The sequence below is a fragment of the Catenulispora yoronensis genome, from assembly GCF_039531695.1.
In the GTDB taxonomy this organism is placed as follows: Bacteria; Actinomycetota; Actinomycetes; order Streptomycetales; family Catenulisporaceae; genus Catenulispora; species Catenulispora yoronensis.
Genome location: NZ_BAAAQN010000006.1, coordinates 210,856 through 236,362 on the forward strand (window position 1 = coordinate 210,856; position 25,507 = coordinate 236,362).

Annotated in this window: 30 protein-coding genes and 1 tRNA gene; 15 read left to right on the forward strand and 16 right to left on the reverse strand. The window is 68.9% G+C overall.

Going from position 1 to position 25,507, the window contains the following annotated elements; translation table 11 throughout:
• Positions 1 to 28: 28 nt before the first annotated feature.
• Positions 29 to 982, reverse strand: coding sequence for a hypothetical protein (locus ABD481_RS07575; protein ID WP_344664822.1), 954 nt, complete (start codon positions 980 to 982; stop codon positions 29 to 31).
• 199 nt (positions 983 to 1,181) lie between these two features.
• Positions 1,182 to 1,778 carry a dCTP deaminase gene (gene dcd, locus ABD481_RS07580; protein WP_344664823.1) on the reverse strand — a complete coding sequence of 199 codons (597 nt, stop codon included), beginning with the start codon at positions 1,776 to 1,778 and terminating at the stop codon, positions 1,182 to 1,184.
• Between the two features lie 160 nt (positions 1,779 to 1,938).
• Between dcd and ABD481_RS07585 the strand changes: the two genes are divergently transcribed.
• The 5 genes from ABD481_RS07585 to ABD481_RS07605 all read left to right on the forward strand — a co-directional run bounded on the left by ABD481_RS07585 (position 1,939) and on the right by ABD481_RS07605 (position 4,427).
• A tRNA-Gly gene (locus ABD481_RS07585) sits at positions 1,939 to 2,009 on the forward strand.
• Between the two features lie 24 nt (positions 2,010 to 2,033).
• Positions 2,034 to 2,321: a hypothetical protein gene (locus tag ABD481_RS07590; protein ID WP_344664824.1), complete on the forward strand. Its 288-nt coding sequence runs from the start codon at positions 2,034 to 2,036 to the stop codon at positions 2,319 to 2,321.
• A gap of 30 nt (positions 2,322 to 2,351) precedes the next feature.
• Complete coding sequence (locus tag ABD481_RS07595) at positions 2,352 to 2,840, forward strand: NUDIX domain-containing protein (protein ID WP_344664825.1); 489 nt, start codon at positions 2,352 to 2,354, stop codon at positions 2,838 to 2,840.
• Between the two features lie 555 nt (positions 2,841 to 3,395).
• Positions 3,396 to 3,671: a hypothetical protein gene (locus ABD481_RS07600; RefSeq protein ID WP_344664826.1), complete on the forward strand. Its 276-nt coding sequence runs from the start codon at positions 3,396 to 3,398 to the stop codon at positions 3,669 to 3,671.
• 129 nt (positions 3,672 to 3,800) lie between these two features.
• Positions 3,801 to 4,427, forward strand: a complete 627-nt coding sequence (locus tag ABD481_RS07605) for a hypothetical protein (RefSeq protein ID WP_344664827.1) — start codon at positions 3,801 to 3,803, stop codon at positions 4,425 to 4,427.
• 826 nt (positions 4,428 to 5,253) lie between these two features.
• Here ABD481_RS07605 and ABD481_RS07610 read toward each other — a convergent pair.
• From ABD481_RS07610 to ABD481_RS07630, 5 genes are all read right to left on the reverse strand, one after another.
• Positions 5,254 to 5,709 (reverse strand): hypothetical protein, encoded by a 456-nt coding sequence (locus tag ABD481_RS07610; RefSeq protein ID WP_344664828.1) that lies wholly within the window; start codon positions 5,707 to 5,709, stop codon positions 5,254 to 5,256.
• Between the two features lie 65 nt (positions 5,710 to 5,774).
• A complete protein-coding gene (locus ABD481_RS07615) occupies positions 5,775 to 6,626 on the reverse strand; it encodes a helix-turn-helix domain-containing protein (RefSeq protein ID WP_344664829.1) in 852 nt (283 codons plus the stop codon).
• A 5-nt stretch (positions 6,627 to 6,631) separates the two neighbouring features.
• The gene (locus tag ABD481_RS07620) at positions 6,632 to 7,165 is read right to left on the reverse strand and encodes a DUF6879 family protein (RefSeq protein WP_344664830.1); all 534 of its coding nucleotides are present in this window, start codon (positions 7,163 to 7,165) and stop codon (positions 6,632 to 6,634) included.
• Positions 7,166 to 7,175: 10 nt separating this feature from the next.
• The gene (locus ABD481_RS07625) at positions 7,176 to 7,409 is read right to left on the reverse strand and encodes a hypothetical protein (protein WP_344664831.1); all 234 of its coding nucleotides are present in this window, start codon (positions 7,407 to 7,409) and stop codon (positions 7,176 to 7,178) included.
• 186 nt (positions 7,410 to 7,595) lie between these two features.
• Complete coding sequence (locus ABD481_RS07630; RefSeq protein ID WP_344664886.1) at positions 7,596 to 8,534, reverse strand: GlxA family transcriptional regulator; 939 nt, start codon at positions 8,532 to 8,534, stop codon at positions 7,596 to 7,598.
• A gap of 139 nt (positions 8,535 to 8,673) precedes the next feature.
• Here ABD481_RS07630 and ABD481_RS07635 point away from each other — a divergent pair, with 139 nt between their 5' ends.
• Positions 8,674 to 9,267: an MBL fold metallo-hydrolase gene (locus tag ABD481_RS07635; RefSeq protein ID WP_344664832.1), complete on the forward strand. Its 594-nt coding sequence runs from the start codon at positions 8,674 to 8,676 to the stop codon at positions 9,265 to 9,267.
• A gap of 95 nt (positions 9,268 to 9,362) precedes the next feature.
• Here ABD481_RS07635 and ABD481_RS07640 read toward each other — a convergent pair whose 3' ends face one another.
• Positions 9,363 to 9,962 (reverse strand): TetR/AcrR family transcriptional regulator, encoded by a 600-nt coding sequence (locus ABD481_RS07640; RefSeq protein WP_344664833.1) that lies wholly within the window; start codon positions 9,960 to 9,962, stop codon positions 9,363 to 9,365.
• Positions 9,963 to 10,042: 80 nt separating this feature from the next.
• Between ABD481_RS07640 and ABD481_RS07645 the strand changes: the two genes are divergently transcribed.
• A complete protein-coding gene (locus ABD481_RS07645; protein WP_344664834.1) occupies positions 10,043 to 10,891 on the forward strand; it encodes an alpha/beta fold hydrolase in 849 nt (282 codons plus the stop codon).
• A gap of 94 nt (positions 10,892 to 10,985) precedes the next feature.
• On the forward strand, positions 10,986 to 11,918 hold the full coding sequence (locus ABD481_RS07650) for an NADP-dependent oxidoreductase (protein WP_344664835.1): 933 nt from the start codon (positions 10,986 to 10,988) through the stop codon (positions 11,916 to 11,918).
• 192 nt (positions 11,919 to 12,110) lie between these two features.
• Here ABD481_RS07650 and ABD481_RS07655 read toward each other — a convergent pair whose 3' ends face one another.
• On the reverse strand, positions 12,111 to 13,013 hold the full coding sequence (locus ABD481_RS07655) for an alpha/beta hydrolase (RefSeq protein ID WP_344664836.1): 903 nt from the start codon (positions 13,011 to 13,013) through the stop codon (positions 12,111 to 12,113).
• A 153-nt stretch (positions 13,014 to 13,166) separates the two neighbouring features.
• On the opposite strand from ABD481_RS07655, the gene ABD481_RS07660 reads away from it, so the two are divergent.
• Together ABD481_RS07660 and ABD481_RS07665 are read left to right on the forward strand one after the other, a co-directional pair.
• Positions 13,167 to 13,568 carry an SgcJ/EcaC family oxidoreductase gene (locus tag ABD481_RS07660; RefSeq protein ID WP_344664837.1) on the forward strand — a complete coding sequence of 134 codons (402 nt, stop codon included), beginning with the start codon at positions 13,167 to 13,169 and terminating at the stop codon, positions 13,566 to 13,568.
• Between the two features lie 117 nt (positions 13,569 to 13,685).
• Complete coding sequence (locus ABD481_RS07665; RefSeq protein WP_344664838.1) at positions 13,686 to 15,173, forward strand: cell wall-binding repeat-containing protein; 1,488 nt, start codon at positions 13,686 to 13,688, stop codon at positions 15,171 to 15,173.
• 94 nt (positions 15,174 to 15,267) lie between these two features.
• On the opposite strand, the gene ABD481_RS07670 is transcribed toward ABD481_RS07665, so the two are convergent.
• Positions 15,268 to 15,795, reverse strand: a complete 528-nt coding sequence (locus ABD481_RS07670; protein ID WP_344664839.1) for a hypothetical protein — start codon at positions 15,793 to 15,795, stop codon at positions 15,268 to 15,270.
• Positions 15,796 to 15,928: 133 nt separating this feature from the next.
• Between ABD481_RS07670 and ABD481_RS07675 the strand changes: the two genes are divergently transcribed.
• Positions 15,929 to 16,636 (forward strand): PadR family transcriptional regulator, encoded by a 708-nt coding sequence (locus ABD481_RS07675; RefSeq protein ID WP_344664840.1) that lies wholly within the window; start codon positions 15,929 to 15,931, stop codon positions 16,634 to 16,636.
• Positions 16,637 to 16,676: 40 nt separating this feature from the next.
• Here ABD481_RS07675 and ABD481_RS07680 read toward each other — a convergent pair whose 3' ends face one another.
• Positions 16,677 to 17,267, reverse strand: coding sequence for a TetR/AcrR family transcriptional regulator (locus ABD481_RS07680; RefSeq protein WP_344664841.1), 591 nt, complete (start codon positions 17,265 to 17,267; stop codon positions 16,677 to 16,679).
• 99 nt (positions 17,268 to 17,366) lie between these two features.
• Between ABD481_RS07680 and ABD481_RS07685 the strand changes: the two genes are divergently transcribed.
• Positions 17,367 to 17,819 carry a putative antibiotic biosynthesis monooxygenase gene (locus tag ABD481_RS07685; protein WP_344664842.1) on the forward strand — a complete coding sequence of 151 codons (453 nt, stop codon included), beginning with the start codon at positions 17,367 to 17,369 and terminating at the stop codon, positions 17,817 to 17,819.
• Positions 17,820 to 17,858: 39 nt separating this feature from the next.
• On the opposite strand, the gene ABD481_RS07690 is transcribed toward ABD481_RS07685, so the two are convergent.
• Complete coding sequence (locus ABD481_RS07690; RefSeq protein WP_344664843.1) at positions 17,859 to 18,656, reverse strand: nuclease-related domain-containing protein; 798 nt, start codon at positions 18,654 to 18,656, stop codon at positions 17,859 to 17,861.
• Between the two features lie 140 nt (positions 18,657 to 18,796).
• Here ABD481_RS07690 and ABD481_RS07695 point away from each other — a divergent pair, with 140 nt between their 5' ends.
• Together ABD481_RS07695 and ABD481_RS07700 are read left to right on the forward strand one after the other, a co-directional pair.
• Positions 18,797 to 19,690, forward strand: coding sequence for a metallophosphoesterase (locus ABD481_RS07695; protein WP_344664844.1), 894 nt, complete (start codon positions 18,797 to 18,799; stop codon positions 19,688 to 19,690).
• Between the two features lie 55 nt (positions 19,691 to 19,745).
• Complete coding sequence (locus tag ABD481_RS07700) at positions 19,746 to 20,573, forward strand: hypothetical protein (RefSeq protein ID WP_344664845.1); 828 nt, start codon at positions 19,746 to 19,748, stop codon at positions 20,571 to 20,573.
• Between the two features lie 186 nt (positions 20,574 to 20,759).
• On the opposite strand, the gene ABD481_RS07705 is transcribed toward ABD481_RS07700, so the two are convergent.
• From ABD481_RS07705 to thiC, 4 genes are all read right to left on the reverse strand, one after another.
• Positions 20,760 to 21,374: a DUF3558 family protein gene (locus ABD481_RS07705; RefSeq protein WP_344664846.1), complete on the reverse strand. Its 615-nt coding sequence runs from the start codon at positions 21,372 to 21,374 to the stop codon at positions 20,760 to 20,762.
• Between the two features lie 154 nt (positions 21,375 to 21,528).
• Positions 21,529 to 22,206 carry a hypothetical protein gene (locus ABD481_RS07710; RefSeq protein ID WP_344664847.1) on the reverse strand — a complete coding sequence of 226 codons (678 nt, stop codon included), beginning with the start codon at positions 22,204 to 22,206 and terminating at the stop codon, positions 21,529 to 21,531.
• A 140-nt stretch (positions 22,207 to 22,346) separates the two neighbouring features.
• On the reverse strand, positions 22,347 to 22,877 hold the full coding sequence (locus ABD481_RS07715; RefSeq protein ID WP_344664848.1) for a mycothiol transferase: 531 nt from the start codon (positions 22,875 to 22,877) through the stop codon (positions 22,347 to 22,349).
• A 253-nt stretch (positions 22,878 to 23,130) separates the two neighbouring features.
• Positions 23,131 to 24,918 carry a phosphomethylpyrimidine synthase ThiC gene (thiC, locus tag ABD481_RS07720; protein WP_344664849.1) on the reverse strand — a complete coding sequence of 596 codons (1,788 nt, stop codon included), beginning with the start codon at positions 24,916 to 24,918 and terminating at the stop codon, positions 23,131 to 23,133.
• Positions 24,919 to 25,101: 183 nt separating this feature from the next.
• On the opposite strand from thiC, the gene ABD481_RS07725 reads away from it, so the two are divergent.
• Positions 25,102 to 25,299, forward strand: coding sequence for a hypothetical protein (locus ABD481_RS07725; RefSeq protein ID WP_344664850.1), 198 nt, complete (start codon positions 25,102 to 25,104; stop codon positions 25,297 to 25,299).
• Positions 25,300 to 25,507 lie beyond the last annotated feature (208 nt).

The following is a 25,507-nucleotide window of genomic DNA, read 5'->3' on the forward strand; positions in this document are numbered from 1 at the left end:
GGGGCCCGGACGGCCCTCGGGACGAAAGTTAGCCTACCTCAGTATCGCGGTTCTGGTAACCCCTGACACGGGGGGTAAGGGTGTTACCGATGCTGATCCCACGCCGGGCGGAGAACGTCCGGATTTCGGCCGGGAAACCGTCCGCGTCCACGAGGACACCGCCTGTGACCTCGGCGATGAGCGCGGCGGCGGAGCGCACCGCGACGGCCGCGGGCGTGCTGCCGGGCGCACCGCCGACGAGCGGGACGGAAAGATCGCAGAACGTGTAGACGCTGTGCGGCCAGGCGTCGTCGGCGCGGTCGCGGAGGGCGTGGGGGAGGCGCGCGGTGGCGCCTTCCGCTCCGGAGTCCGGGGCGAGCGAGCGGGCGGTGTTCGAGCGGGCGGTGTTCGAGCCGGCGGCATCCGCCCCGGATCCGATGGCGCCGACCCGGACCTCGAACAGGTCCCGATGGCGCAGGATGTAGCCGCCGCGGTCCGGAACCTCCCGGGCCAGGCCGGGGGCCAGCGGGCAGAGGATCTCGCGGAGCACGATCCACGGCAGCATGTCGTGGCTGTAGACGGCGTGGTCGGTGTCGCCGGGGAGCGGGGGGTGCTGGTGCGGGGCGTGCACCGGACCGCCGGGCAGGCGGGCGACGCCGCGCAGGCGCTTGGCCAGTCCGCGCACCAGGTGCCAGGCCTCGGCCTCGGCGCCAGCCGGCAGGCCGTGCGGATAGCAGCGGCGCAGGCGGTCCGCGTGCCGACTGTCGCCGATCTTGGCCCGCTCGCGGCGCACCTCGGCGACGTAGGCCAAGCCGAGGGAGGCCGCGGGACCGGTGGCCGGCAGCCCCGCCTCCGCGCGGAGCATGGGGGTCAGGCGGAAGGGGCCGTGCCAGCGGATGGCGTTGTCCGTGGCCGCGGCCAGGTCGGGGTTCCACCGCGGATTCCACTCCGAGACCAGCCCCGCGACGGTGTCGGGAGCCTGGAGGGCGGACAACAGCAGCACGGGATTGTCCCTGAGCAGGCGGTCCGGACGCGGCGCGGACGAGTCCGCGGTACGCGCGAAAGGCCAGCGGACTGACAAGGCGACCACATCGTCACTGTGTCAGCGGTGGGCACGCACTACTCGTGTCCGGGCGCAGATTCACCCGGTCGGCGGGACTTCGCCCGAAGCCCTGCGCCAGGCGGCCCTACGCCACGCGGTCCTACGCCACGCGGTCGGCCGCGCCGATGTCCGTCCGATGGAAGTTCAGAAAGCTCCGCGACGGCGTCGGCCCCCGCTGATCCTGATACCGCGACTGATTGACCAGCGACCCGTACGGATGCTCCGCCGCCGACGACAGCTGGAAGAAGCACATCTGCCCGATCTTCATACCGGGCCACAACTTGATCGGCAGCGTCGCGACGTTGGACAACTCCAACGTGACATGCCCGGAGAACCCGGGGTCGATGAACCCGGCGGTGGAATGCGTCAGCAACCCCAACCGCCCCAGACTCGACTTCCCCTCCAACCGCGCAGCCAGGTCGTCCGGCAACGTCACCACCTCGAACGTGGACGCCAGCACGAACTCCCCAGGATGCAGAATGAACGGCTCGTCCCCGTCCGGCTCCACCATCCGCGTCAGCTCCGGCTGCTCCTCCGCGGGATCGATGAACGGATACCGATGGTTCTCGAACACCCGGAAGTACCGGTCCAACCGCACATCAACGCTGGAAGGCTGAACCATCGCGTCCTCGAACGGATCCAGAACGACCCGCCCAGACCCGATCTCGGCCCGGATGTCCTTGTCTGAGAGCAACACGGGAGTCAACGCTACCCTGCGCGACCAAACCCCCCACCACCACCCACAACACGACGCCACCAACCCCCACCCCCGATGTCGGCAACACGGCGACGCACAATCGGGTACAGTGAACGCTCGAACGGCGACCACCCGGCTGACCACCAGCCAGGCCGCCGACGCGGGCGTAGTTTAATGGTAGAACATGAGCTTCCCAAGCTCAGAGCGCGAGTTCGATTCTCGTCGCCCGCTCACGCAGTTGGAGCCCAGGCCAGGATGCAGATCCCGGCACTGGGCTCGCAATGTTTTGCGACGGATTTTGATCGCCGCACGGGTCGACGAGTGGACTATCTCGGCCCCGTCGATCCAACCGCCAGAACCAGTGAAACTGGCGATCATCGGGACATTGGCCGCCCTCGGTTCTCGATACCCGTCACCGCAGACGCCCGTCTCTCGCGCCAGCTTGTGACGTCGTGGATCCGACGTCAGTACGGCAAGCCCGGCTTCGCCCTCGCCGCCCTCGCCGACCTCGCCCAGCGTATTCACGTGATCGAGTCCCGCTGATCCGTTCGTGACCGCGTCTAGAGTCGACTCATGACCGAGCCGGACCCAGCCGAGTCGCTCGCCACCCCACGAGTCGCCGCAGGCGTGCTGTTCTTCGACGCCGAGGGCCGCATCATGCTCGTTCGGCCGTCGTACAGGCCCGGGTGGGACCTGCCAGGCGGGTATGTCGAGATCGGCGAGAGCCCGGTCGAAGGCGCGGCACGTGAGGTCCTGGAGGAGTTGGGCATCCAGCCGCCAATCGGCGCCCTCCTGGTCGCCGACTGGGCGCCGGCCGCAGGCGAGGGCGACAAGCTGCTGTTCGTCTTCGACGGTGGAGAGCTAGCAGCTGAATACCGCGACCGCATCAAGCTTGACCCTGCCGAAATCGCCGGCATCGCCTTCCACGACCCCGACTTGGTCGACACCCTGCTGATCCCGCGTCTGGCCCGCCGTGTCAAAGCCGCCATCGACGCCCGCCTGCAGGCCGCCACGCTCTACCTGGAACACGGCGACCCGTACCACGGCGCAATGCCGAATTGAGCTGTATCAGATCAAGGCGGCGCTACCGCGCCGCCGCCGACCCGCCGCATCCCGGGCGTGCGGCCTGGCGGCCGATCCCGGGCGCGGCAGCCGGCGCAGCGGGAAAGCATGCCTTCTGATCGCTCTTGGTCTGCTGGGTCGTCGCTGGACCTGTTGGCGTACCCCACTCGCGTGTGTCTGCGGCGGTTTGAAGTGGCCCGGGTCTGGCGGCTAGAAGTGGCCCTGGGCCAGTTGCACTCGTGCCCGTTTTATCTAGTGGCGGTCTCGGCTGGCCCACCCCGTCTCGCGGGCGCACAGCCGCATCAACGCAGGTCTAGCCACCGCCCTGCGGGCCCAGCCCGGGCCACTCAGATCGAAACCCAGCATCTGGATAGCCAAGAGACCGGGCCACTTCTAGCCGCCAGACCCGGGCCACATGAAGCCGCCACAAACATCCCAGCCCAAGCAACCGAGCGCAAGCCACACATCCGTCCACTGGCTGTAGTCACGTCTTGGCACAGGCGGATCCTGCGATACCCATGACTCAGCCAGTCCGTACAGCTACAGTTGATGGCCGTGTCCTGGGGCGGTAGGCGAAATAAGACGACTCAAGGCGGAAATACGCAAGCTAGAAATCAGCGCGAGAGGATAGAAGACCTCGCAGCCGAGTTTGAGCAGGCCAGGGACTTTCGCGAGCGAATATTTGGAATCGCGCCAGTACTTGCCGGCCTCTTCGTCTTTCTCTTTATTATCGCCAGAGCAATTACGGCATCCCATGGCAATATCGATACAAGTCTTGCACTAATCGGCAATATCGATCCGATAAAAACGGTTGGCGGCATCCTAGCCTAGGGGTTGCCACTCTTCTCCTTGCTTATCACTTTCAGCGTTCTGGGTCTCACTGAACGCTCAGATCTATTTACCTGGAGAGTAAGGGCCCGCTTATGGATCTGGATTTGCCTGGCAATTTTTCTCCTCTCAATGATTGCCCCCTGGAGCGGCACATGCGCGTCGCTGGCATCGCTTTTGTACGCGCTTTGCATGTCGTTTTACCATAAGCGAAGATCCGCACACGGAAAGATATCCAGCAGCGACCCGCACTCTAAAGATATTGAGCTTGAGCGACTTGAGGTGAAACGAAAGTCGCTCCGTACGGATATCAGCGACCTGACTAGCCAGAGAGCGGTTGATCTCGCGGACTTGCAGAAGTTACGAGAGCACGAACGTGATCTTTACAGGGCGACCAAGGAGCGCTTTGACTTACTTCAGCATCGAGGACGGTTAAGTCTCGACGCTGCCGCGATTGGCATCGCAATCTTTGCGATAGGACCCTTCATTGTAAACTCATTGAATGACCAGGTCTGGCTTCCAGCCGAATCAATGAAGATTAACTCGGGCAGAGTCGTCACTGGCTACGTCATCAGCGACTCTCAGGTTTGGATCACCTTTCTCGTCGATGACGACAGAACGATCATCATGGTCAAGGATGAAGATATCGTCGAGCGGAAATCATGTGCCGCCCACAAACAGTACTTCGAAAATACGATATGGAATATTGGTCGACATCGCCCACCCTCGGTTTCTATGTGCGATAAGAAGGGTAACTGACCTGTTGGTTGTTGGAACGCACCGGGCTAGCCCATGGATGTTGGGTAGCTCGAAGCTCCGCGAGAAGCTCAGACTTCTGAAACCTTCGGTCCAATTCGGAAGCGGTTGTGTTTCAGTGAAGGGCGCTCACCGTGCCCGTAGCGTGCCCGTGCAGAGCTGATCTCGCGGCTACTGACGGCCACTAACGGACAGGTGTTCGCTGGCGAGCAGGTGAGCGCCCTACATGCTCAGAACCTCGATCGCCGAGCCCATACCTAGACCTTCCCAAGCTCAGAGCGCGAGTTCGATTCTCGTCGCCCGCTCTTAGGAAAACAGCAGGTCAGAGCCGGTCTCTAACCCAAAAGGGCGGACCGGCTTTTTGGTGTTCTGACTCCCGACGTGCGACAACGTGCGACAAGCGTCGCACAGAGAGCGCAGGGAGCACCTATGGCCCGGAAGTCCTCACGCCGTACGTTCGGCTCGATCCGCCGCCTTTCCTCGGGCCGGTGGCAAGTCAGAGCCCGCGCTAGTCCCGATGATGACGACCACCGCGAGAAGGAGTGTTCCGATCGCCTTGCGGTTGATCATGTGCTTTGCCCTTTCTCTTCGGCCCTCGACGCGGTTTCCCACGCCCTGTAAGCCGCTTCGTACTCGCGACGCTGTTCCATGCCGGTGGCGCAGATCGTTCGGATTCTGGGCGGGATTGGCGGGTTGGCTTTCAGGTTGCCGGGTGTGCAGTCAGGGCACCGTGCCGCGTGGTGGAACAAGCGCAGGTAGTCGCGCCTGGCCAGCTCGCGCAAATCAGCCGGCGTCGGGCTCGTGGTCGCAGCAGGCGTCTGATTGAGACTCAAAGCTCGAACCCTTCACGCTCGACGACCCTCAGCCGCTCGCGTGCCACCCATGCAGCCGTTCGGCCTATGGCGGGCCGGATCAGAGCCACAGGCTCACAGCACAGGCCCGAGGGGAGCATGTACGCGGTCTCGGCCGCCGGGTGCTTGCGCGAGAGCACTTCCCACAAGGTCGCCTCGTCGCCTTCGAGGACCACCGCATCACCAGGCAGCGCAGCGCGCAGCCATGACGCGTACCAATCCGGCTTGCACTTCGGGCAGGGGTGATCCTTGCCGTTCGTGACCACGGTGCCCCAGCCGTGGCAAAGACAAGGATCGTCCCGGACAGCCGCCGTTGGAGTCGCTAGGGACTTGTCGTCCTTCTGAGTGGCTAGGAAGGCGTCGAGCTCGGCACCGATGAGTAGATCGCCCTCGAACTCCAGGGCGGCGGCGTATTGGGTGGTTTGAGGGGTCATGGCTCGACAATGGAGCCGTCACCGGAGCCACGTCGAGCAACATTGCATGGGTTACACGCCGATTCCTATAGCGCCTCAACCGCCGCTGTAATCCGGTGTACCGCCGCCTTGCCGTACACGGCCTGATCGCTCAGCGCCTTGTGTGCCTTGACGAACGAGGCCACCTCCGAAGGCGCGGTGATGGTGATCGACGCGGTTAAAGTCTCCTGAGTCGCCATCGTGTCGTCGTAGACATAAAAGGACTCGATGGGCCACATTCCGGCGCGCGGAGTACCGAACGGGATCACGCCGAGAACGAGGGAAGGCAGCGAGATCACCTCAAGGAGGTAGCCAAGTTGCGCCGTCATCGCCGCTGTGTCGCCGATCCTGTGCCGCAAGACTTGTTCCTCGATGAGGATGCCGAACCGGTGGTCACCCTCTCTGATCACCCGGGAGCGCTGGAGCCGCTTGGCTACCGCCTCGGTGATGTCGTCGGCCGGAGTGCCCTGAAACTCCGCAATCATTGCCAATACCGCCTCGGCGTACTCGGCGGTCTGGAGTAGGCCGGGCACGACGTGTGGGGAGTACACGCGGAAGTGCCGGGTTCGTTGAAACAGCGGTGTCGAGGTCTCATACACCTTCGACAGGCCAGTGCGGTGCAGCCGCTTCCATGTCACGTAGGCCTGCTCGGCAGTACGCAGCTCAGCCAGCAAGTCGCCGGTCGCTTCCTCAGCCCGGCATACGCGACACCAAGTGCGTACGTCGTCCTCCGAGACCGGACTGATGGCGTTGAGGATGCGTGACACCTTTGCAGTGGACCAGCCCGCCTGATCGGCCAGTTGACGCCCGTTGAGCCGAGCGTCCCGCATAACTTCGCGGAGACGCCCGGCTAGGGCCTTGCGCGCGGCCTGAGCGCTTGAGGACGGGGACGGCGTCACCGGCGCTAGATGCGAAATCGGTCGTGCGGTACGGCGCGTTCCCAGACGGCCTCAAACGCCGTCGCTACCCGCGATGCCACCGCAGAGTCATCGATGATCTCGTACCCCAGCAGCGCGCCGTCACCTGAGAACAGTCCGAAGCGGACCACCTTGCGATCAAACAGCCACAGGTCGGCCCCTGGAAGGAGGAGGTCCACGGCATCGGCCCGGTCCAGCCACCGCACCTGCTCGCCCGCCTCGATATTCAGCGGCGCGCCGGAGTGCTCGAACCTGATGTAGTCGGTGGGCGGAAGCGAGACCACCCGCGCGCGGCGCATCTCCACACCTCGGGCCACCGTGTCGCGCACCAGGTCGAGCCAGGGCTTACGGCGCTCCCTATCGCTGTCGCGGGTTCGAGAGCTGGTATCCCCGGCCAGCCACGCGGCGTAGTCCTTCGACTCGGGATCGACAGCGTACGTGTCGCGCAGCTCCAAGTGGACTGCGGAACGTTCGGCAGCGGCGATCAGATCGTCGAACGGGTCGGACTCCGGGGGGATCACAGTGCTCCCATCAGGTACGTGGCAGGAACTGAAGCATGCGGGCGGGCAGGCGGATCACGGTTTCGTGCTCGGGAACCTCGGTGGGGTGGCCCGGCACCGAACCGACCTCGGCGGCTGCTGCCAGCGTCAAGGCGTCCGCACGGTATGACTGGATGATCAGATCGCCGCTCTCCTCCTCGATCCAGATAGTGGGTGAATCCTTGTCGCCGGTTTCGGGGTCAATACCCAGGAACCGCAGAGCCATGGCGCCCTCCCTTTAGTCAGTAGTGCAGGACATTGAGAAGGGTTGCACCGGATCCGTGCCGTCGCCAGGCTTCGTTGCACAGATTGCACGCGAGATCGATTGCGCCACCATGCGGGTCATTTGCGGGCCGCTGGCGCGCTGCTGCCTTGGCTGCGGCTCCGCTCTTAACTCGATGGGAACCGGCTTTCATCGTTCTGTCAGCGGTGGCCGGCCGGGCGTAGCAGAAGTCCCGAAGGCGCGGCGGTAGGCGCGGGGTGGTACGCCTCGGCGGCGGACGAATTGTTCGCGGAGGACGGCGGCGCTGCTGTAGCCGACTTGGTGGGCTATCTCTTCGATGGGGAGGTTGGTGGTTTCGAGGAGTTCTTCGGCGCGGGTCAGGCGGAGGTTGCTGAGCCAGGCGTGGGGGGTGGTGCCGGTTGTGGCGGTGAAGTGGCGGGCGAAGGAGCGTTTGCTCATCAGGGCGCGGTGGGCGAGTTCGGTTATCGGGAGGGGTTCGTGGAGGTGCTCGTGGGCCCAGGTGAGGACCTCGGTGAGGCGGTTGTTGTGGGGGTGTTCGGGGACGGGGGCCGGCAGGTATTGGGCTTGGCCGCCGTCGCGGTGGGCTGGGAGCACCATGTCGCGGGCGATGGTGTTGGCCAGGGTGGCGCCGTGTTCGCGGCGGAGGAGGTGGAGGCAGAGGTCGAAGCCGGCTGCGGCGCCGGCGCCGGTGAGGATGCGGTCCTCGTCGATGTAGAGGGCGTCGGCTTCGACGGTGATGTGCGGGTGGCGGTCGGCGAGCAAGGGTGCGAAGCGCCAGTGGGTGGTGGCGCGGTGGCCGTCGAGGAGGCCGGTGGCGGCGAGGGTGAAGGTGCCGACGCAGTGGGCTGCGACGAGGGCGCCGCGGTCGTGGGCGGAGCGCAGTGCTTCGAGGACGGCGGGGGTGGGCGGGGTGCGGAAGCCGGTGCCGGGCAGGGCGATGAGGAGGTCGGCCGTGGCGAGGCGGTCGAGGCCGTGGGGGATGGCCAGGGGTACGCCGCCGTCGGCGGTGACGGTCCCCGGGCGGTCGGTGCACAGGGCGAGGTCGAAGCCGGGCAGGGCCGGTTCGTGCGGCCCGAACACCTCGCTGACGATGCCCACGGCGAGCATCCCGACCCCGGGCGGGGCGTAGGCGGCGACGGTCCTGAAAGGGGGCACGGCCGCAGTGTGCCACGGCTGGCACCAATCCTGCGATGGTGGGCAGATGTGCCACTCGTCGGGCGCGGTCGGGCCCGCGAGGATCAGAGCCGTGACAGACGCACCGCACGGCCGTAGTGCCGAATACAAAGTCCTGACCACCGGCTACGTGGGCGCCACGGGTCCCGGCGTGGCCGCCACCGTCTCCTACGTCTCCGACGCCGGACGCCACGTGATCTTCGATCCGGGCATGGTGGCGGACCGGGACCGCATCCTGGCCCCGCTCGCGGAGCTGGGCCTCGGCCCGGAGGACATCACCGATGTCGTCCTCAGCCACCATCACCCCGACAACACGATGAACGTCGCCCTGTTCACCCGGGCCCGGGTCCACGACCACAAGGTGGAGTACCTGGGCGACCAGTGGAAGAACCGTGACGCGGAGGGTTACGACCTCACTCCGTCGCTCCGACTCATCCGGACTCCGGGTCACAGCCCCGAGGACATCACGCTGCTCGCCGGCACGAGCTCCGGCGTAGTGGCCTTCGCCGGGGACTTGTGGTGGCACGCACAGGGGCCGGCCGACGATCCCGTCGCGCCGGATCGCGAACAGCTTCGCGCCTCCCGGCTCCGGGTGATCGCCGCCGCCGGCCTCATCGTGCCGGGCCACGGTGCGCCGTTCAAGACCGACGAAGACACGCCGCGCTGAGCTCGGCATAGAGTTCAGAGATCTAAGGATCAGAGCTCAGTTCGGTCGCACAGTTCACCGCTGAGCTCGACCTCGCGGCCCACAACCACGCCGAATCACGCACCCCGCCCCGGCCACGCCGTCAGCGCCACATCCGCCACCCGCTGCAACTCCGCCTCGGTCGCGCCGTCCCGCGCCTGCGTCGACATGCCCTGGATCACGGCGGCGTAGAAGGTGGCCAGGGCCGGCGCGTCGGTGTCCTTCGGCAGCAGGCCGTCCCGTGCGTCGGCGGCGATCTTCTCGGCGATCGCCTTCTTCGTCCCCTCGCGATAGCCGCGCAGTTCCTCCGCCACGTCCTGCGACGCCTCCGTCGTGTTCGTCGCGCCGTCGATCACGAAGCAGCCGGGCGGGTGGTCGGCGGCCGGGTACTCGGCGGCGGCCAAGCGCAGCATCGCCTCCACCGCTTCGCGGGCCGTCGGCTCGGCGAGCGCGCGGGCACCGTAGCTGCCGTGGGTGTCGGCATAGCGCTGCACAGCCTCGCTGAACAGCTTCCGCTTGTCGCCGAACGCCGCGTACAGGCTCGGCGGGTTGATGCCCATCGCCTTGGTCAGGGTGGCGACGGAGGTGGCCTCGTAGCCGTGGCGCCAGAACTCGGTGAGCGCCGCGTCCAACGCGGCTTCCCGGTCGAAGCCTCTGGGGCGTCCGCGAGGAGTCATGAGTTCATTGTATAGCGATCGCTAAGAAAGATGGTACGGTTCTTGTGTAGCGACCACTACACAACTCGGAGGGGACTCTCATGCCTGTTCGCACCCGGCCCGGCGCCCGGTCCATAACCCCACCTGCCGCCCCACCCGCCACCCGGCCCGCCGCCACGCTCGCCCGCACCGTCCGCGGCTCCGGCCCCGGCCTGGTGCTCGCCCACGGCGCCGGCGGCAGCACCGCCGCCAACTACGGCCCGATCCTGGACGGGCTGGCCGCCCGCCACACCGTCGTCGGCGTCGACTGGCCCGGCGCCGGCGACTCGCCCCGCTCGGCGACACCGCTGGACGCCGACGTGCTGGCCGACGAGCTGATCGCCGCCGCCGACGCCGAAGGGCTCGACACCTTCGCCCTCGCGGGCTTCTCGCTGGGCGGCCCGATCGCCGTCCGCGCGGCGGTCCGGCACCCGGATCGCGTCAGTGCTCTGATCCTCACCGCCACCTTCGCCCACCGGGACGCACGCCTGGATCTGGCGGCGCGCCTGTGGGGCGAGTTGTACGAGTCCGCAGACCGCGAGCAGCTCGCCGAGTTCCTGGTCCTGGCCGCCTTCAGCACCGAGGCGCTCCAGGCCACGCTCCCGGACGCGCTGCGCGCCGGGATCGAGGCGCTGGCCGACGCCGTCCCGCCCGGGACGCCCGAGCACGTGGACCTGGTCCGGCGCATCGACGTCCGCGACGACCTGGCCCGGGTCACCGCGCCGACGCTCGTCGTCTCGACCGCCGGCGACCCGCTGGTCGCCCCGCACCTGCACCGCCAGCTCGCCGACGGCATCCCCGGCGCCCGCCTGGCCGCCATCGACACCGGCCACCTGCCGTTCGCCGAGCAGCCGGAGCGGTGGCTGAGCCTGATCACCGACTTCCTCGCCGAGCAGCGGGTCGCGGCCTGAGCCCGTCAGGCCTTCGCCCCGCAAGACCCCTTATTTCAGATAGCTGAATTAGTCCCCTTATTTGCACAATCCATCCTCGCTAGGAGCCCCGCACATGCGCGCCATCTCGCAGCGATCCTTCGGCGACCCGGACGTCCTGCACCTCGTCGACGTGCCCAAACCGACGCCGCTGCCCTCCGAAGTCCTGGTCCGCGTGCACGCCGCCGCGGTCAATCCGGTCGACGCCATGGTCCGCTCAGGGCTGTTTCCCCTGCTCGGCGAGCCCCCGTTCATCCTGGGCTGGGACATCTCAGGAGTGGTGGAGGAGGTCGTCCCCGGCGTGAACCGCTTCCAGGTCGGCGACGAGGTCTACGGGATGCCCTTCTTCCCCCGCCCCGGCAACGCCTACGCCGACTACGTCGCGGTCCCCTCCCGGCAGCTGGCCCGCAAGCCCGCCGCCCTCGACCACAGCCACGCGGCCGCACTGCCCCTGGCCGGCCTCACCGCGTGGCAGTCCTTGGTCGACACCGCCGACGTCCAGCCCGGACAACGGGTCCTGATCCACGCGGCGGGCGGCGGTGTCGGCCACCTGGCGGTGCAGATCGCCAAGTCCCGCGGTGCCCACGTCATCGGCACGGCCGGCGCGACGAAGCACGACTTCGTCCTCGGCCTGGGCGCCGACGAGGTCCTCGACTACACCACCACCGACTTCACCACCGCCCTCCACGACCTCGACGTCGTCCTGGACACCGTCGGCGGCCCGGTCGGCCCGCGGTCGATCGAGGTGCTCCGTCCGGGCGGACTGCTGGTCACCGTCGTGGACCGGACCAGCGAGGAACTGCGAACGGCGACGCTCGCCGCCGGCAAGCGGTTCGCCGGCGTGACGGTCGAGCCCGACCATGTCGGCCTGGAGGCGCTCGCGGCCCTGGCGGACGCCGGCGAGCTGCGGCCGTATGTCGAGCACGCGATCCCGCTGGAGGACGCGAGCAAGGCGCACGAGTTCATCGAGTCGGGGCGGACGCGGGGGAAGATCGTGCTGGCTCTGTGAGCCGGGGCCGCCCCCGGCAAGCAACGCGCGGTCCGTAATGCGTAGTCCGTAATGCGCTATCCGTAACGCGCGACGCGCAACCCGCAACCCGCAACCCGCAACAAACCGTCAGCACGAGTCCCATCACAGGAGCCTGACAGCCCGGGCCGGAACGCGTTCCGGCCCGGGCTCCTACGACACGAACACGAGCACCTACCCGAGCCCCAGCTTCGGACGAGCCCAGGCCGCCAGCCGCTCGATGGCCTCGTCGGCCTCCGGCGCGAGCCCGGCCGCCATCTGGAAGGTGTGCTGCTGGTCCGCGAACACATCGAGCCGGACGTCGACCCCGGCCTGCTCCGCGTGCTTGGCAAAGATGCGGCTGTCGTCGAGCAGCAGCTCCTGGTCGCCCACCTGGATGTAGAGGGGCCCGAAACCGGTCAGGTCGGCCTGCACCGGCGAGGCCTCCGGCGAGCGCGGGTCGGTCCCGTCGAGGAACGCCGCGACCATGTCGACGATCCACTGCTTGCTGAACAGCGCGTCGTTGCCGTCGTTGGAGACCATCGACTCGCCGGTGACCTCCAGGTCCGTCCACGGCGAGATCAGCATCGCCCCGGCGGGCAGCGGCAGGCCCTCGGCCCGGGCCCGGAGCTGGACGGTCACGGACAGCTGGCCGCCCGCCGAGTCGCCCGCGAACATCACCCGGGTGGCCGGAACCCCCTGGTCGAGCAGCCACTGGTAGGCGGTCAGGCCTTCGACGACCGGCGTCGGGAACGTCCCGCCTTGGAACACCAGCTTGTAGTCGATCGCCAGCGCGCGGGCGCCGATCGCCTTCGCCAGGTGCGCGAACATCTTGCGGTGGGTGAACATCGATCCGCCCACGTATCCGCCGCCGTGGATGCACAGCAGAACCGGGGCGTCCTCGGCGACCCCGTGCGGCAGCAGCCACAGAGCCGGAACTCCGTCGGCGTCCACCTCCAGGTAGTCGACGCCGCGCGGCTCGGCGGTCAGCACGTCCCACTGGCTGTTCGTCACCAGGTCGTCCGGCTGGGGATTCATCGTCGCCTGCCGGACGGTCCGCCAATAACGGTCCACCCGCAGGGATTCCTTGCTCGCCATCGTCGCTCGTTCCTTCCTCGCGCTCAGCCCGATCGGGCCCTCTGCCAGTCGTCGCGGCGCTACTGCGTTTTGGACAGCTCGTTGTGGACAGCTCGCGCTGTCCGAATCCGGCAGGGTGCCGCGTCGGGTCCACAACCGACCAAGGAGGCAAAGATGGGTTCCGAGTACTCAGCCGAGGCTGTGCAGGCCGTGCAGGCCGTGTTCGACACGATGACCGCGACGTGGGCCGAGGCGGACGCGGCCCGGTTCGCGGCCTGCTACTCCGACGAGGCGACCGTGATCGGACCGGGGATCCTGCTCCGGGGCCGGGACGACATCAGCCGCAGCATGGCCGCGGCTTTCGCAGGACCGCTCAAGGGCTCGCTGCGCCCGCACACGACGCAGAGCGTCCGCTTCCTCTCCGACGGCCGCAACGCGATCGTCGTGACCGCGAGCGAGACCGTCCTGCCCGGCGAGGCCGCGACGCCGGCCGACCGCAAGCACCTCGTCACCTGGTTCCTGGCCCGCCACGACGACCGCTGGCTGATCGAGGCCAACCACATCTGCCAGGCGTGATCTGCCAGGTGCGATACACCAGGTGTAGTACGTCAAAGGCGGTACAGACATAGCTTCCCGCCGCGTGCGAGACTCCCCGCGCACCATGTCAGCAGGCTTATCAGCTGGGGAGGAACAGTGGGGTCGACAAGACGGATCCGCAGGCGGGCCGCGGCGGCCGCGATCCTGTCGTCGCTCGCGGTCGCGGGAGTCGTGGCCGAGGCCGGGGCCGCGTCGGCCGGGGTCGGGCCGCTCGACATGAGCATGACGTTCACGACCCACCAGCAGGCGGCCAAGGACTGGCTGGGCGACCTGACCGCCCCGCTGCCCAAGCACGGGCCGCTGGAGGTCGGCGTCGGTTTCAGCGCGGGGACGCCGACCGGATCCGGCGCGACCATCACCTCGGTCTCGTTCAGCTGCGACTGGGTCCACAAGCCCGTCGCCCCGCTCCCCGGCATCACGCCGGGGAGCCGGGTGAACGGCAGCGCGGACTGCTCGTACGACCAGCCCGGGTTCTACGAGGTGACGGTCAGCGCCAGCAGTTCCGACGGCCTGACCTACAGCGACACCATGAACATCACCGTCAAGGCGCCGGTGGCGCTGGGTGTCGACCGCTACTACGGGCTTTCGCGCTACGGGACAGCGATCGGCCTGACCCAGCAGGAGTTCTCCAACACCCCGGCCAACGCCGTGGTGCTGGCGCGCGGCGACGAATTCGCCGACGCCCTGGCGGGCATTCCGCTGGCCAAGGCGAAGAACGCCGCCCTGTTGCTGACGCCGGGCGGACCCGGCGTCACGAACCTCGACGCCACCGTGCAGACGCGGCTGAACTCGGTGCTCGCACCGGGCAACATCGTCTACATCCTCGGCGGCACCAGCGCGATCCCGACCGCGGTCGAGAACCAGGTCAAGGGGATGGGCTACAAGGTCGTGCGGCTGGCCGGCAGCACCCGCACCGGCACCGCGCTCGCCATCGCCACCGACCCCCGGGCGCTCAACAACCCCGCGCACATCGTCGTGGCGCGCGGTGACGACTTCGCGGACGCGCTGGCCGCGGGCCCGTACGCCGCCAACGCTTTCACCAGCGTCGCCAGCACCACTGACACGCCCGCCGCGATCGTGCTGTCCAACGGACCGGCCGCCTCCGCCAGCCTCGACCCGGCCACCGCCGCGTACGTCCGGACCAAGCTCGCCGGGTCCGAGGTCACCGCGATCGGCGGCGGCGCACAGGCGGCACTGAACCAGCTGCCCGGGGCGGTCGGGAAGTTCGTGCCGATCGTTGGCCAGGACCGGTACCAGACCATGTTCATGGTCGCGCAGCACGGCTGGGGAACCGCCGACGGCGCACTGCACGCCGCGACGATGGGTGTCGCCACCGGGAATCAGTTCCCTGACGCTTTGACCGGCGGCGCCTTCATGGCGCTGGCGAACGGTCCGCTGCTGTTGAGCGACCCGGCAAGCCCGAACGGATACGCCGTGACGGCGGTGAAGGCAGGGCTCTACGACCTGTCGGACGTCGCGGTGTTCGGCGGGACGCACGCCGTCTCCCAAGAACAGGTGACCGACATCCTCACTGCCGAGCAGACCACGAGCGCCAACTACCGCGACCACAACAGCGGGTTCTGAGCAATACAAGCGCCACCACCCAGAAGACCGCGAAGCGGCCCGCCTCCCGAACGAGAGGCGGGCCGCTTCAGTTTTCGCAGTGTTCTTAAAACGCTCAGACCGTCCGCGTCGGGTCGTCCACCGTCGGCACGGTGCCGTCCCGGTGCGCGCGCTTCAGGTCCTCGACGTACTCGCGGCTGAACATCGCCGCCAGCATCGCCACACCGCCGCGGGCCACGCGGACCTCGCCGTTGTGGATCCGCCCGGTGAGCCGTACCCGGCGGCCGCCCTCCGGGTACTCCCCGGAGCGGGCGTACTGCTGGCCGACGCCGTCCTTCACCTTGCCGCTGCCGGTCCAGGCGACGTCCTCGTAGGTGACCACCGCCCCGTCGGGCAGCAGCAGTTTCACCATCGCGCGGTCCAGGTCCAGGTCGACGACCAGCTCGCCGTCGGGGAGCTGCGGCGAGCGCAGGTCCAGGACGACGGAGCCGCGGCGGGCCCGGACTTCGAAATGGTCGGCGGTGGTCCAGTTGCCCAGCCGCTTGAGCGCGTTGTGGTCGGCGTGCAGGCGGACCGGCTCGGCGGCGGCCTCGGCGACGGCGCGGGTGGTGGAGGGGGTGACGGTGGTCGAAGTGCTGGTCATTTGAGGTACTCCGCGGGTTCTGCCCTCTGAGAGGGGCCGGGGTTCGTGCTGACATCTCCATAGTCACACTGACACTAGTTACTTGTCAACTAGGTCTGTCGGAACTAGTTATGCGGCGGCTATGATGACGGGCATGGCTCCAGCTCAGAACTCCGCCGCTCAGAACCCCGCAGCCCAGAACTCCGCCGCCGCCACGACGCGCCGCTCCCCTCTCGCCCTGGCGGTGCTCGCCCTTCTCGCCTACAAGCCGCTGCATCCCTACGGCGTGCAGCGGCTCCTGAAGGAGTGGGGCAAGGAGAAGGTCGTGAACATCGGACAGCGCGCGAGCTTGTACAAAACGATGGAGCGCCTGGCCGCCGCCGGGCTGATCGCGGTCCGCGAGACCGAGCGCGACCAGCAGTACCCGGAGCGGACCGTCTACGAGATCACCGACGCCGGCCAGCAAGCGGTGCGGTCCTGGATCGACGACATCGTGCGAGCGCCGAAGCCGGAGTATCCGGAGTTCCCGGCGGCGCTGTCGTTCTCGATGCTGCTGGGGCCGGAAGCCGTGCTGGCCGCGTTGCGCGAGCGGCGCGAAACGGTGGAGAAGGCGCTGGCGAAGGCGAAGCAGGACGTCGCCGACGCGCGTCAGTGGGGCCTGCCGAAGGTGACCCTGCTGGACGACGAGTATCTGGTCGCCGTCACCGAGGCGGAGCTGCGCTGGGTGGAAGGCGTGGTCGCGGAGTTGGAGAGCGGCGACCTGACGTGGAGCTTGGAGCTGCTCCAGCCGTTCGCCGACGCGGCCGAGGCAGAGGGCGGGGCAGAAGGCGGGGCAGAGGCCGAGGGCGGCGCCGCGGGTTAAGGGCTCCTGCCTTTACAGCGCGACCCTACGGCGCGCCGTTTTACGGCGCGACGATCTTCGCCGTCAGCGCCACCACCGCGGCCCGGCGGGCCTCCGGCGTGTCCTCGGCGCTGCCGCCCAGGAGCATCTTGGCGACCTGCGGCAGCGAGCTCCACATCTGCGCGAGGTGCACGACCACGAGCATCAGCACCTTGGGATCCAGCGCGGCGTCGATCGCGCCGGCCCGCTGAGCGGCCGCGATCGACTCGACCTTGGCCAGGTAGTGCACCGTGCGCTCGTGCTCGGCCGGGACCGTGCGGTCGCCGCCGAGCTCAAGGCCCTCCCAGTGCACCAGGCGCGAGAAGTGCGGGTGCGCGAGGTGGTAGTCGTAGATCTGCCCGACGTGCTCGGGCAGATCGGCGGCGGCCTCGGGAGTGAGCGGCACCGCGCCCGCCAGCTTCTTCAGCTCGGAGTCCAGCACGGTGGCGAACAGCTGCTCCTTGTTGCCGAAGTACTGGTAGATGCGCTCCTTGTTGACGCCGGCCGACTTCGCGACGCGGTCGACGCGGGCGCCTTGGAAGCCGTGCTCGGCGAACTCCTCGACCGCCGCGTCGAGCAGGAGACGCTTTGTCTTCTCGGTATCCCAGGCCATAAGCCCAGTCTATCGCCGGTCTCCAACCATTCAGTTGGACACCGGCGCGGAACCGTGCCATGATTCCAACCAAGCAGTTGGAAAGTCCAAGGGGAGTGGATGACGATGTCCGAAGTGACGGCGACAACCGAACCGAACGAACCGAACGACCTGGCCACGCCGATCGCGACGGCCGGGCGGAACACCTTGACCGCGCCGGCCGCGCAGAACACCTTGACCGCAGCGCACGCGCCGAACGCCTTGGCCGCGCCGCACGCGCTGACCGCCTTGACCGCGCTTAGCGCACTGAACACACCGGCCGCAGCCCCCGCCAAGCCGGCCGCACCTTCTGTCCACCGCCGTGCGATCCTCACCTGGATCGCCGTCTACCCGACCATCACCCTGATCCAGTCCCTGCTGGGCACGCACGTGGCCGGATACCCGCTCCCGGTGCGGACCCTGCTGCTGACGGTCCTGGTGGCGCCGCTGGTGGTGTACCTGGTGCTGCCGGCCGTGATGAAGGCGCACGCCAAGGTGGTGCGGGGCACGGCCGGGCGCGGGATCAGCGCCTGACTCACCTCAGCGCCCGACTTACCTCAGCGCCCGCCCCCATCAGCGGTTGACCGGCCGGTCCCCGGTCCGGGCCGGCAGCACCCGGTCCAGCCGGGCGGCCAGCGTCGCGGCCTGGGTCGCGGTCATGACCTGGCGCATCTGCGCGAACAGCGGGGCGACCTGCTCGGGGAGCAGGATCGTGACGCCGTCCAGGAACCGGGGCGTGGGGCGGAAGTCCTTGGCGTGCACCACCAGCACCGGTTCCACCTTCACCCCGCGCGGCAGGCTCGGCTTCAGGGCCGTGGTCAGGTTCTCGGCCTCGACGCCGAGCCGCTTCAGCATCGCGTCGCGCTTGTCCATCCCGACCCAGATGTCGGTGCCGATCATCTGCGCCTTCGGGCCGCCGGTCCAGTTCTTGGAGTCCAGCAGGAACACCCCGGCCGGCCCGATCAGCAGGTGCTCGATGTCCACCGGCGGGATGCCCGGCACGGTGCCCGGGGCCAGCCGCCGGTCGTGCAGGGCGGTGAAGCCCTGGAACCTCAACGGCTTGATCGCCTTGGCGGTGGCCGCCTCCCCGGAGGCGCGCCGCCCGGCCAGGCTGACGTGGTCGGGCTTGGTGTAGGCGAGGTCGGCCAGGGCCAGCAGCACCAGCGCCGCGAAGCCCACTCCGAAATAGCCCCGGCGGGTCATCACCGCGGTGAGGACTCCCAGCACCGCCGCCGCCGGCAGGGCCCACCACAGGGATTCCTTGATGTGTTTCCTGCGCTGAGCCACCCACGCGGACTGGAGGCTCGTGTCGACCGCCCGCAGGCTGCTCCCGGCAGCGGCCCCCTTCGGCTCCGTGCCTTTCCACGCCACTGAAGACCACACTCCTCGTTACCGACCGTACTCCGTTGTGCTTGCCCGACGCAGAGCTATTCACTTACCACCATGCATTGGCGAACCCGCGCCACCGCCGATGTGTACCTAGAAGCCACATTGTCGTTAGCCTGGCCTGCATGACGCCGCCGAACGCCGAAGCCGATCCCATGGCCATCACCCTGGAGATCGACGACACCATGGATCTGAACCTGGACACCACGGTCGGCATCGTGGGGCCGATCCCGGCCGGTCCGGTGTACGTGACCGGCGACGTGCACGGCTGCGCCGAGCAGTTGCAGGCCTCGCTGTTCCGCAGCGGCATCACCGACATCGACGGCGACTGGGCCGCCGGCTCGGCCTGGCTGTGGTTCCTCGGCGACCTGTTCGACCGCGGACCGGACGGCATCGGCGTCATCGACACCGTGATGCGCCTGCAGCGGCAGGCGCCGGAGCACGGCGGCCGCGTCGACTGCCTGCTGGGCAACCACGAGGTGATGCTGCTGGCGTCGTACCGCCTCGCGGGCCCGGGCGCCGACAAGTTCCAGGAGCGCTGGCTGGGCAACGGCGGCCAGCCCCGCGACCTGCGGGCCCTGACCGAGGACCACGCCCGCTGGCTGGAGTCGCTGCCGGCCATGGCGCTGGTCGACGACCACCTGCTGGTGCACTCCGACACCGTCGGGTACCGCGAGCTCGGCGGCGACATCGCGACGGTGAACGCCACGGTGCAGTCGATCCTGCGCGAGTACACCGACCTGGAGGCCTGGGACCGGCTTACCCACCTGGTCACCACCCGCTTCGCCTTCGCCGACGACGGCACCAACGCGCTGGAGTTCCTCGCCGAGTTCGGCGGTTCGCAGATCGTGCACGGCCACTCCCCGATCCCGCTGGTGTTCGACATCCCGGCCGAGGACATCACCGGCCCGATGATCTACGCCGAGGGCCGCGCGGTGAACATGGACACCGGAACGTTCCTGGGCGGACCCTGCCTGATCAGTCCCCTGCCGTCGATACCGCCGCGCCCCCGGGGCTGAAACCCGGCGGCGAGTCTCCCCGCCCCGAGGCGCCCCCGGCGCCAGTATGGGCGGTATGCGCAGATTCCTGACCTCCCGCGGGTTCCCGGCGCGCGCCGCCCTGGCCCTGACCGCGGCCACCGCCGCCGCGACCCTGGCCGGCTGCTCCAGCTCCCCCCGCCCGGACCCCTACAAGATCGGCGCCCTGCCCACCGCCGACGTCGTGACCAAGGGTCACGCCCCCGGGCACTGGACCAAGGACGGCGACACCCTCGCCCTGGTCGGCACCGTGGCCCCGGGCAGCGCGGCGGAGTTCGCCGCGGCGCTGGGCTCGGGCACCAAGTCCGTGCGCGCCACCGTGACCGGCGGCGATCTGGCCGACGGCCTGGCCATCGCCCGCACCATCCACGACCGCAAGCTGACGCTGGTCATCTCCGGCGCCTGCGCCGGCCCGTGCGCCGACTACTGGTTCCCGGCGGCGGCGAGCCGCCGCACCACCGGGTCGGGCACCTGGCTGGGCTACGTGCCGGACCTGAGCCAGAGCGGCACGGCCACCCCCGAGCAGCAGACCGCCGAGGCGAAGCTGTACACCGACTCCGGGCTCGACGGCGCCAAGTTCCACACCGCGCTGGACACCCAGCTCCGGGACATCCCCGGGGGCAGCGCGGCGCCGGGGGCCCGGATGTGGATGCCGGACCAGGCCGATCTGAAGGCGCTGGGCTACCCGGACCAGAGCGTCAAGGACCTGTGGCTGCCGCCGAACCTGGCGTCGGCTAACGCGCAGGCGCGGGCCTGGGGCCAGGTGGTGGCGTACCGGAACACGCTCGTGGGGCTGCCGCCGGTGCCGCAGACGCCGGTGACGGCGGTGCCCGCGCCGCCCTCGGCGTCGGCTTCGAAGAAGTAGGGCCGGGTCCGGGCCGGGTCCTTGCCGGGTTCGGGCCGGGAGTGAGGCCGGTGGCGAGGGTGATCGCCGCCGGCTTCGGCTTTTCCGGGGACCGGGTCCGCCCCGAGATCCGGGCCCGGCTCGGGGTCCGGGCTCGGCTCAGGACCCGGAACCGGCCGGTTCCGCGGCCGGTTCCTCAGCGAATCCTCAGAGCTTCGCCACGACCAGCACCGCCAGCGCCTTGGCGTCGGCCGACGCGCTGGCGTCGCTGTCGGCGTGGATGACCGAGATGTTCAGGTCGAACCCGTTCTTGAAGACGTCGACGACCCCGGGCGTCTGGCTGCTGCGGTACGCCTCCTGGCCCAGGCCGGGCAGGTCGGTGATGGTGCCGGCCGGGATGGTCTGCCGGAAGGCGTCGAAGCCGGCCTTCGTGACGGCGGTCAGGGAGATGGTGGCTGCGCTCGGGTGCCCGGAGTTGTAGGCGCAGCTGCGGCCGCCGCTGCTGGAGGCCACCGCGCCGGACTTGGCGCCGGCCGGTATGTGCGCGACCTGGATGACCTGGTCGGCCGAAAGCAGGGCGCAGGGGTCCGGGATGCCGGGGACGGCCAAGCCCTGCGGTCCGCCGCCGGCGGTGGCCGGCGTGGCGGGCGTCGCGGCGGACGTGGTCGGCGGCGCCGCCGGGGGAGTGGAGGTGCTGCTGGAGCAGGCCGCCAGGGCGAAGGCCGCGACCGCGCACGCCGTCGTCGCGGCGAGGGGACGGCCCGCGCGCCGGGAACGCCGGGGAGCCGCGGGGACGTGGGGTTCGGGCCTGGGGACTGGCATGGGGATACAGTAGCCGCGCCGTCCGGGCGGCCGATCCCGGCCCGGGACGCCGAGAGGTTCGGGAAACGCCGCCCGACGCCGGAAAACCCACCGGCGGCACCGGGCATCGTTTCCGATGCCGGCACCGCCGGTGGATCGCAGACCCGCCTCTGCCTCACATCCGGCCGACCGCGATCTGGGCGATCGCCTTCTCCTCGGTCAAAGTGGCCGGGTCGTCCCCGCCGAAGCCCCCGTGGATGACCCAGACGCTCAGCAGCTTGCCGTTCTTCAGGACTTTCAGCATCCCGTCGGACGGCGAGTAGAGGGCTTCTTCCCCGAGCCCGCCGACCGCCTTGCTGTCCGGATCCATCTTCTGCAGGTCGAACTCCTCCTTGGTGATCGGCCCGATCCCCACCTGGGCCGAATCCGCCTCGCCGTCGTTGACCAAGCAGTACCGGTTCCCCCCGGAGTCCTGCGACGGCTTGGTCGACGGCGCTCCCCCGGCGCCCTTCGGAATCTTGGCCAGCCGCGCCACGTCGGCCGCGCTGACCAGCCCGCACGGATCCCCCGACCCGGCCGCGGCCGACGACGGCGACGCCCCGCCGCTCGCCGACCCGGCCGGGCTCCCCCCGGACGGCGAGCCCGCAGCCGTCGAAGCCCCCGAGGCCTCGGCGGCGTCAGCCGTCCCCCCGGACCGGTCGGTGGTGCCCGCACCCCCCGGGCCAGCACCACCGACCGGCCCCGTCCCCCCACCCGACCGGGCCGTCCCCACGGTCCCACTGCCTCCGCAGCCCCCCAGGACCACGACGCCGGCCGCGACAGCGGCGGTCCACGCCATCCGCATGTTCTTCATCAGAACGCTCCTCCCCCAGAACTGGAATCCCGTGGATCCCGACCGCTTGATGACAAGTCTTGCTGGGCCGGGGAGGTCGCGGATCCGGGCTTCTCCTAGTGCTTCGCCGATGCGGGTGGGCCGGCGCACGAAGGGCGGCCCTAGTCCCCCGTCGAGCCGTCGATGGCTTCGCGCAGCAGGTCGGCGTGCCCCAGATGGCGTGCGTACTCCTCGATCATGTGCAGGTAGAGCCAGCGCACCGTGAGCTCGTGCTTGCGGCCCTGGAACAGTTCGTCGAGCCCGCGTCCCTGGACCTCCTGCCGGGCCAGGGCGACCTCCGCGAGGTAAATCCCGTAGTCCGCCTCGGCCGACTCCGCGGTGCCGTCGTCGAAGTCGCCGTCGGGGTTGTCGTCGGTGCAGTAGATCTGGTCCAGCGTCTCGTCGCCGCCGAAGCGGACCCGGAACCACCAGCGCTCGACCAGCGCCATGTGCCGCAGCAGTCCGAGCAGCGACAGCCCGGTGGTGGTCAGCGGCCGGGAGGCGAGCGCGGCGCCGGTGAGGCCGCCGCATTTCCACAGCAGGGTCTCGCGGTGCCAGTCCAGGTAGCGGTCCAGGGTCTCGCGCTCGGTGTCGGCCGGCACGTTCTCACGCCGCACGATCGTCGGCGCCGTCCACGCGGAATCGGTTGTCATGGGCCCAGCCTCACCCGGGACACCGGGGCGGGCAACGGTTTTCAACCAGCCGAAATAGTCCGTTCGCCCGCCAACACCATGACATCAACCTCCGAGCGTGTAGGGTGGGTCGCCGTCGGCACATGACAGGGCCCGCATTCACCGGCTTCACCTCCCGTGAACGCGGGCCCTGTTCTACGCCGCCCTGTTCTACGCCGCCTTGTTCGACGCCGCCCTGTTCCAAGCCGCCCCGTTCCAAGCCGTGCGGACCGGCTCAGTCGACGACCGGCAGATACACCCCCTCGTGCGCCGAGGCGGCGAACTCCGCCGACTTCGCCGCCATCCCGGCGGCCAGCGCCTCGTCGGCGCCGATGCCCTGCTCCTCGGCATAGCGGCGCACGTCCTGGGTGATCCGCATCGAGCAGAAGTGCGGGCCGCACATCGAGCAGAAGTGCGCGGTCTTCGCCGGCGCGGCCGGCAGCGTCTCGTCGTGGTAGGCCCGTGCGGTGTCCGGGTCCAGTGCCAGGTTGAACTGGTCCTCCCAGCGGAACTCGAACCGGGCGTCGGACAGCGCGTCGTCCCAGTCCTGCGCGCCCTGGTGGCCCTTGGCCAGGTCGGCGGCGTGCGCGGCGATCTTGTAGGCGATCAGGCCCTGCTTGACGTCGTCCCGGTTCGGCAGGCCGAGGTGCTCCTTCGGCGTGACGTAGCAGAGCATCGCGGTGCCGAACCACCCGATCATCGCCGCGCCGATCGCCGAGGTGATGTGGTCGTAGCCGGGGGCGATGTCGGTCGTCAGCGGACCGAGGGTGTAGAACGGCGCCTCGTCGCAGAGCTCCATCTGGAGCTCGACGTTCTCCTTGATCTTGTGCATCGGGACGTGGCCGGGGCCCTCGATCATCACCTGAACGTCCAGCTCGCGCGCGATCCTCGACAGCTCGCCGAGCGTCGTGAGCTCGGCGAACTGGGCCTCGTCGTTGGCGTCGTGGATGGAGCCGGGCCGCAGGCCGTCGCCGAGCGAGTAGGTGACGTCGTAGCGCGCCAGGATCTCTGTCAGCTCCCTGAAATGCGTGTACAGGAAGTTCTCCTCGTGGTGCGCCAGGCACCAGGCCGCCATGATCGAGCCGCCGCGCGAGACGATCCCGGTCTTGCGCTTGGCGGTCAGCGGCACGTAGCGGAGCAGCACGCCGGCATGGATCGTCATGTAGTCGACGCCCTGCTCGCACTGCTCGATCACGGTGTCGCGGAAGACCTCCCACGTGAGGTCCTCGGCCTTGCCGTTCACCTTCTCCAGCGCCTGGTAGATGGGGACGGTGCCGATCGGGACCGGACTGTTGCGGATGATCCACTCGCGGGTGGTGTGGATGTTCCGGCCGGTCGACAGGTCCATCACCGTGTCGGCGCCCCAGCGGGTGGCCCACACCATCTTGTCGACCTCCTCCTCGATCGAGGAGGTGACCGCCGAGTTGCCGATGTTGGCGTTGACCTTGGTCAGGAAGTGCCGGCCGATGATCATCGGCTCGGCCTCGGGGTGGTTCACGTTGGCCGGGACCACCGCGCGCCCGGCGGCGACCTCGGTCCGGACGAACTCCGGGGACAGCCCCTCCCGGACCGCGATGTACTCCATCTCGGCGGTGACGACGCCGCGCCGGGCATAGGCGAGCTGGGTGACCGGACCGGTGCCCCGCAACGGTTTGCGGCCTCCGGAGAAGACCGCGTCGAGGTTGCGGAGGTCGGTGTCCTTCAGGCCGTCGTCGGCCGGGTGCCAGACGCGGCCTTCGTACGTTTCGGTGTCGGCGCGTTCGGCGATCCAGGCGGCGCGGAGCGCGGGCAGGCCGAAGCGGACGTCGGTGCGTGTATCAGGGTCCGTGTAAGGCCCGGAGGTGTCGTAGAGCACCACCGAGCCGCCGTTGGTCAGGAGCACCTCGCGCATCGGGACCCGGAGGTCGGAGCGGACGGGAGAGGAAAGGTAGGTCTTGCGCGAAGCGGACGCACCCGCGGTTTCGGCGATTCCGGCGGTTCCGGCGGTTTCCGAGGACACGGGCACATCATTGACAGCCGTCATCACGGCGCTCCCTACGTCGGCATTACCCGAACAGGTTCGGCGGTCGACGGCGCCAGCCGTCCTCTCAGCCCGGTTCGCCCGAGCTCCCGCGTGTATGTGGTTTCACCGACACCGTAGCGCGCGTACCGTGATCGTCGTCAATCGCCCGAGGGAACCAACGGATCCGTAAGAGCCTGGAGCACGATGATCGGCAAGCAGGGGCGGGTCACGGGGCGGATCGCGCCGGGGCTGGTCGGCGAAGTGATGGTGCAGGTGCGCGGTGGGACCGAGGCTTTTCATGCCTACTCGCTGACACCCGACGAGGAGATTCCGAAGGGCGCGCTGGTGATCGTGGTCGAATACCACGCGCCGCGCACCGTCTACGTGGAGCCGTTGATGTAACGCGGATCCGGGCCGGGAACATGCGTGAGACATGCATGTTCCCGCCGTGAGTGAGGCGTGAGAAACGCAAGCGCGATGCAAACGTCCAACCCGTTCTCAGTGTTCGGCGCCGGGAGTAGAACATGCCTTGGCACTCCGCAAGGTACGGAGGCCGCACGGGAAGGATGTGAACGGTGTCTACCGTTCCGTACGTCATCGGGGGAGCCGT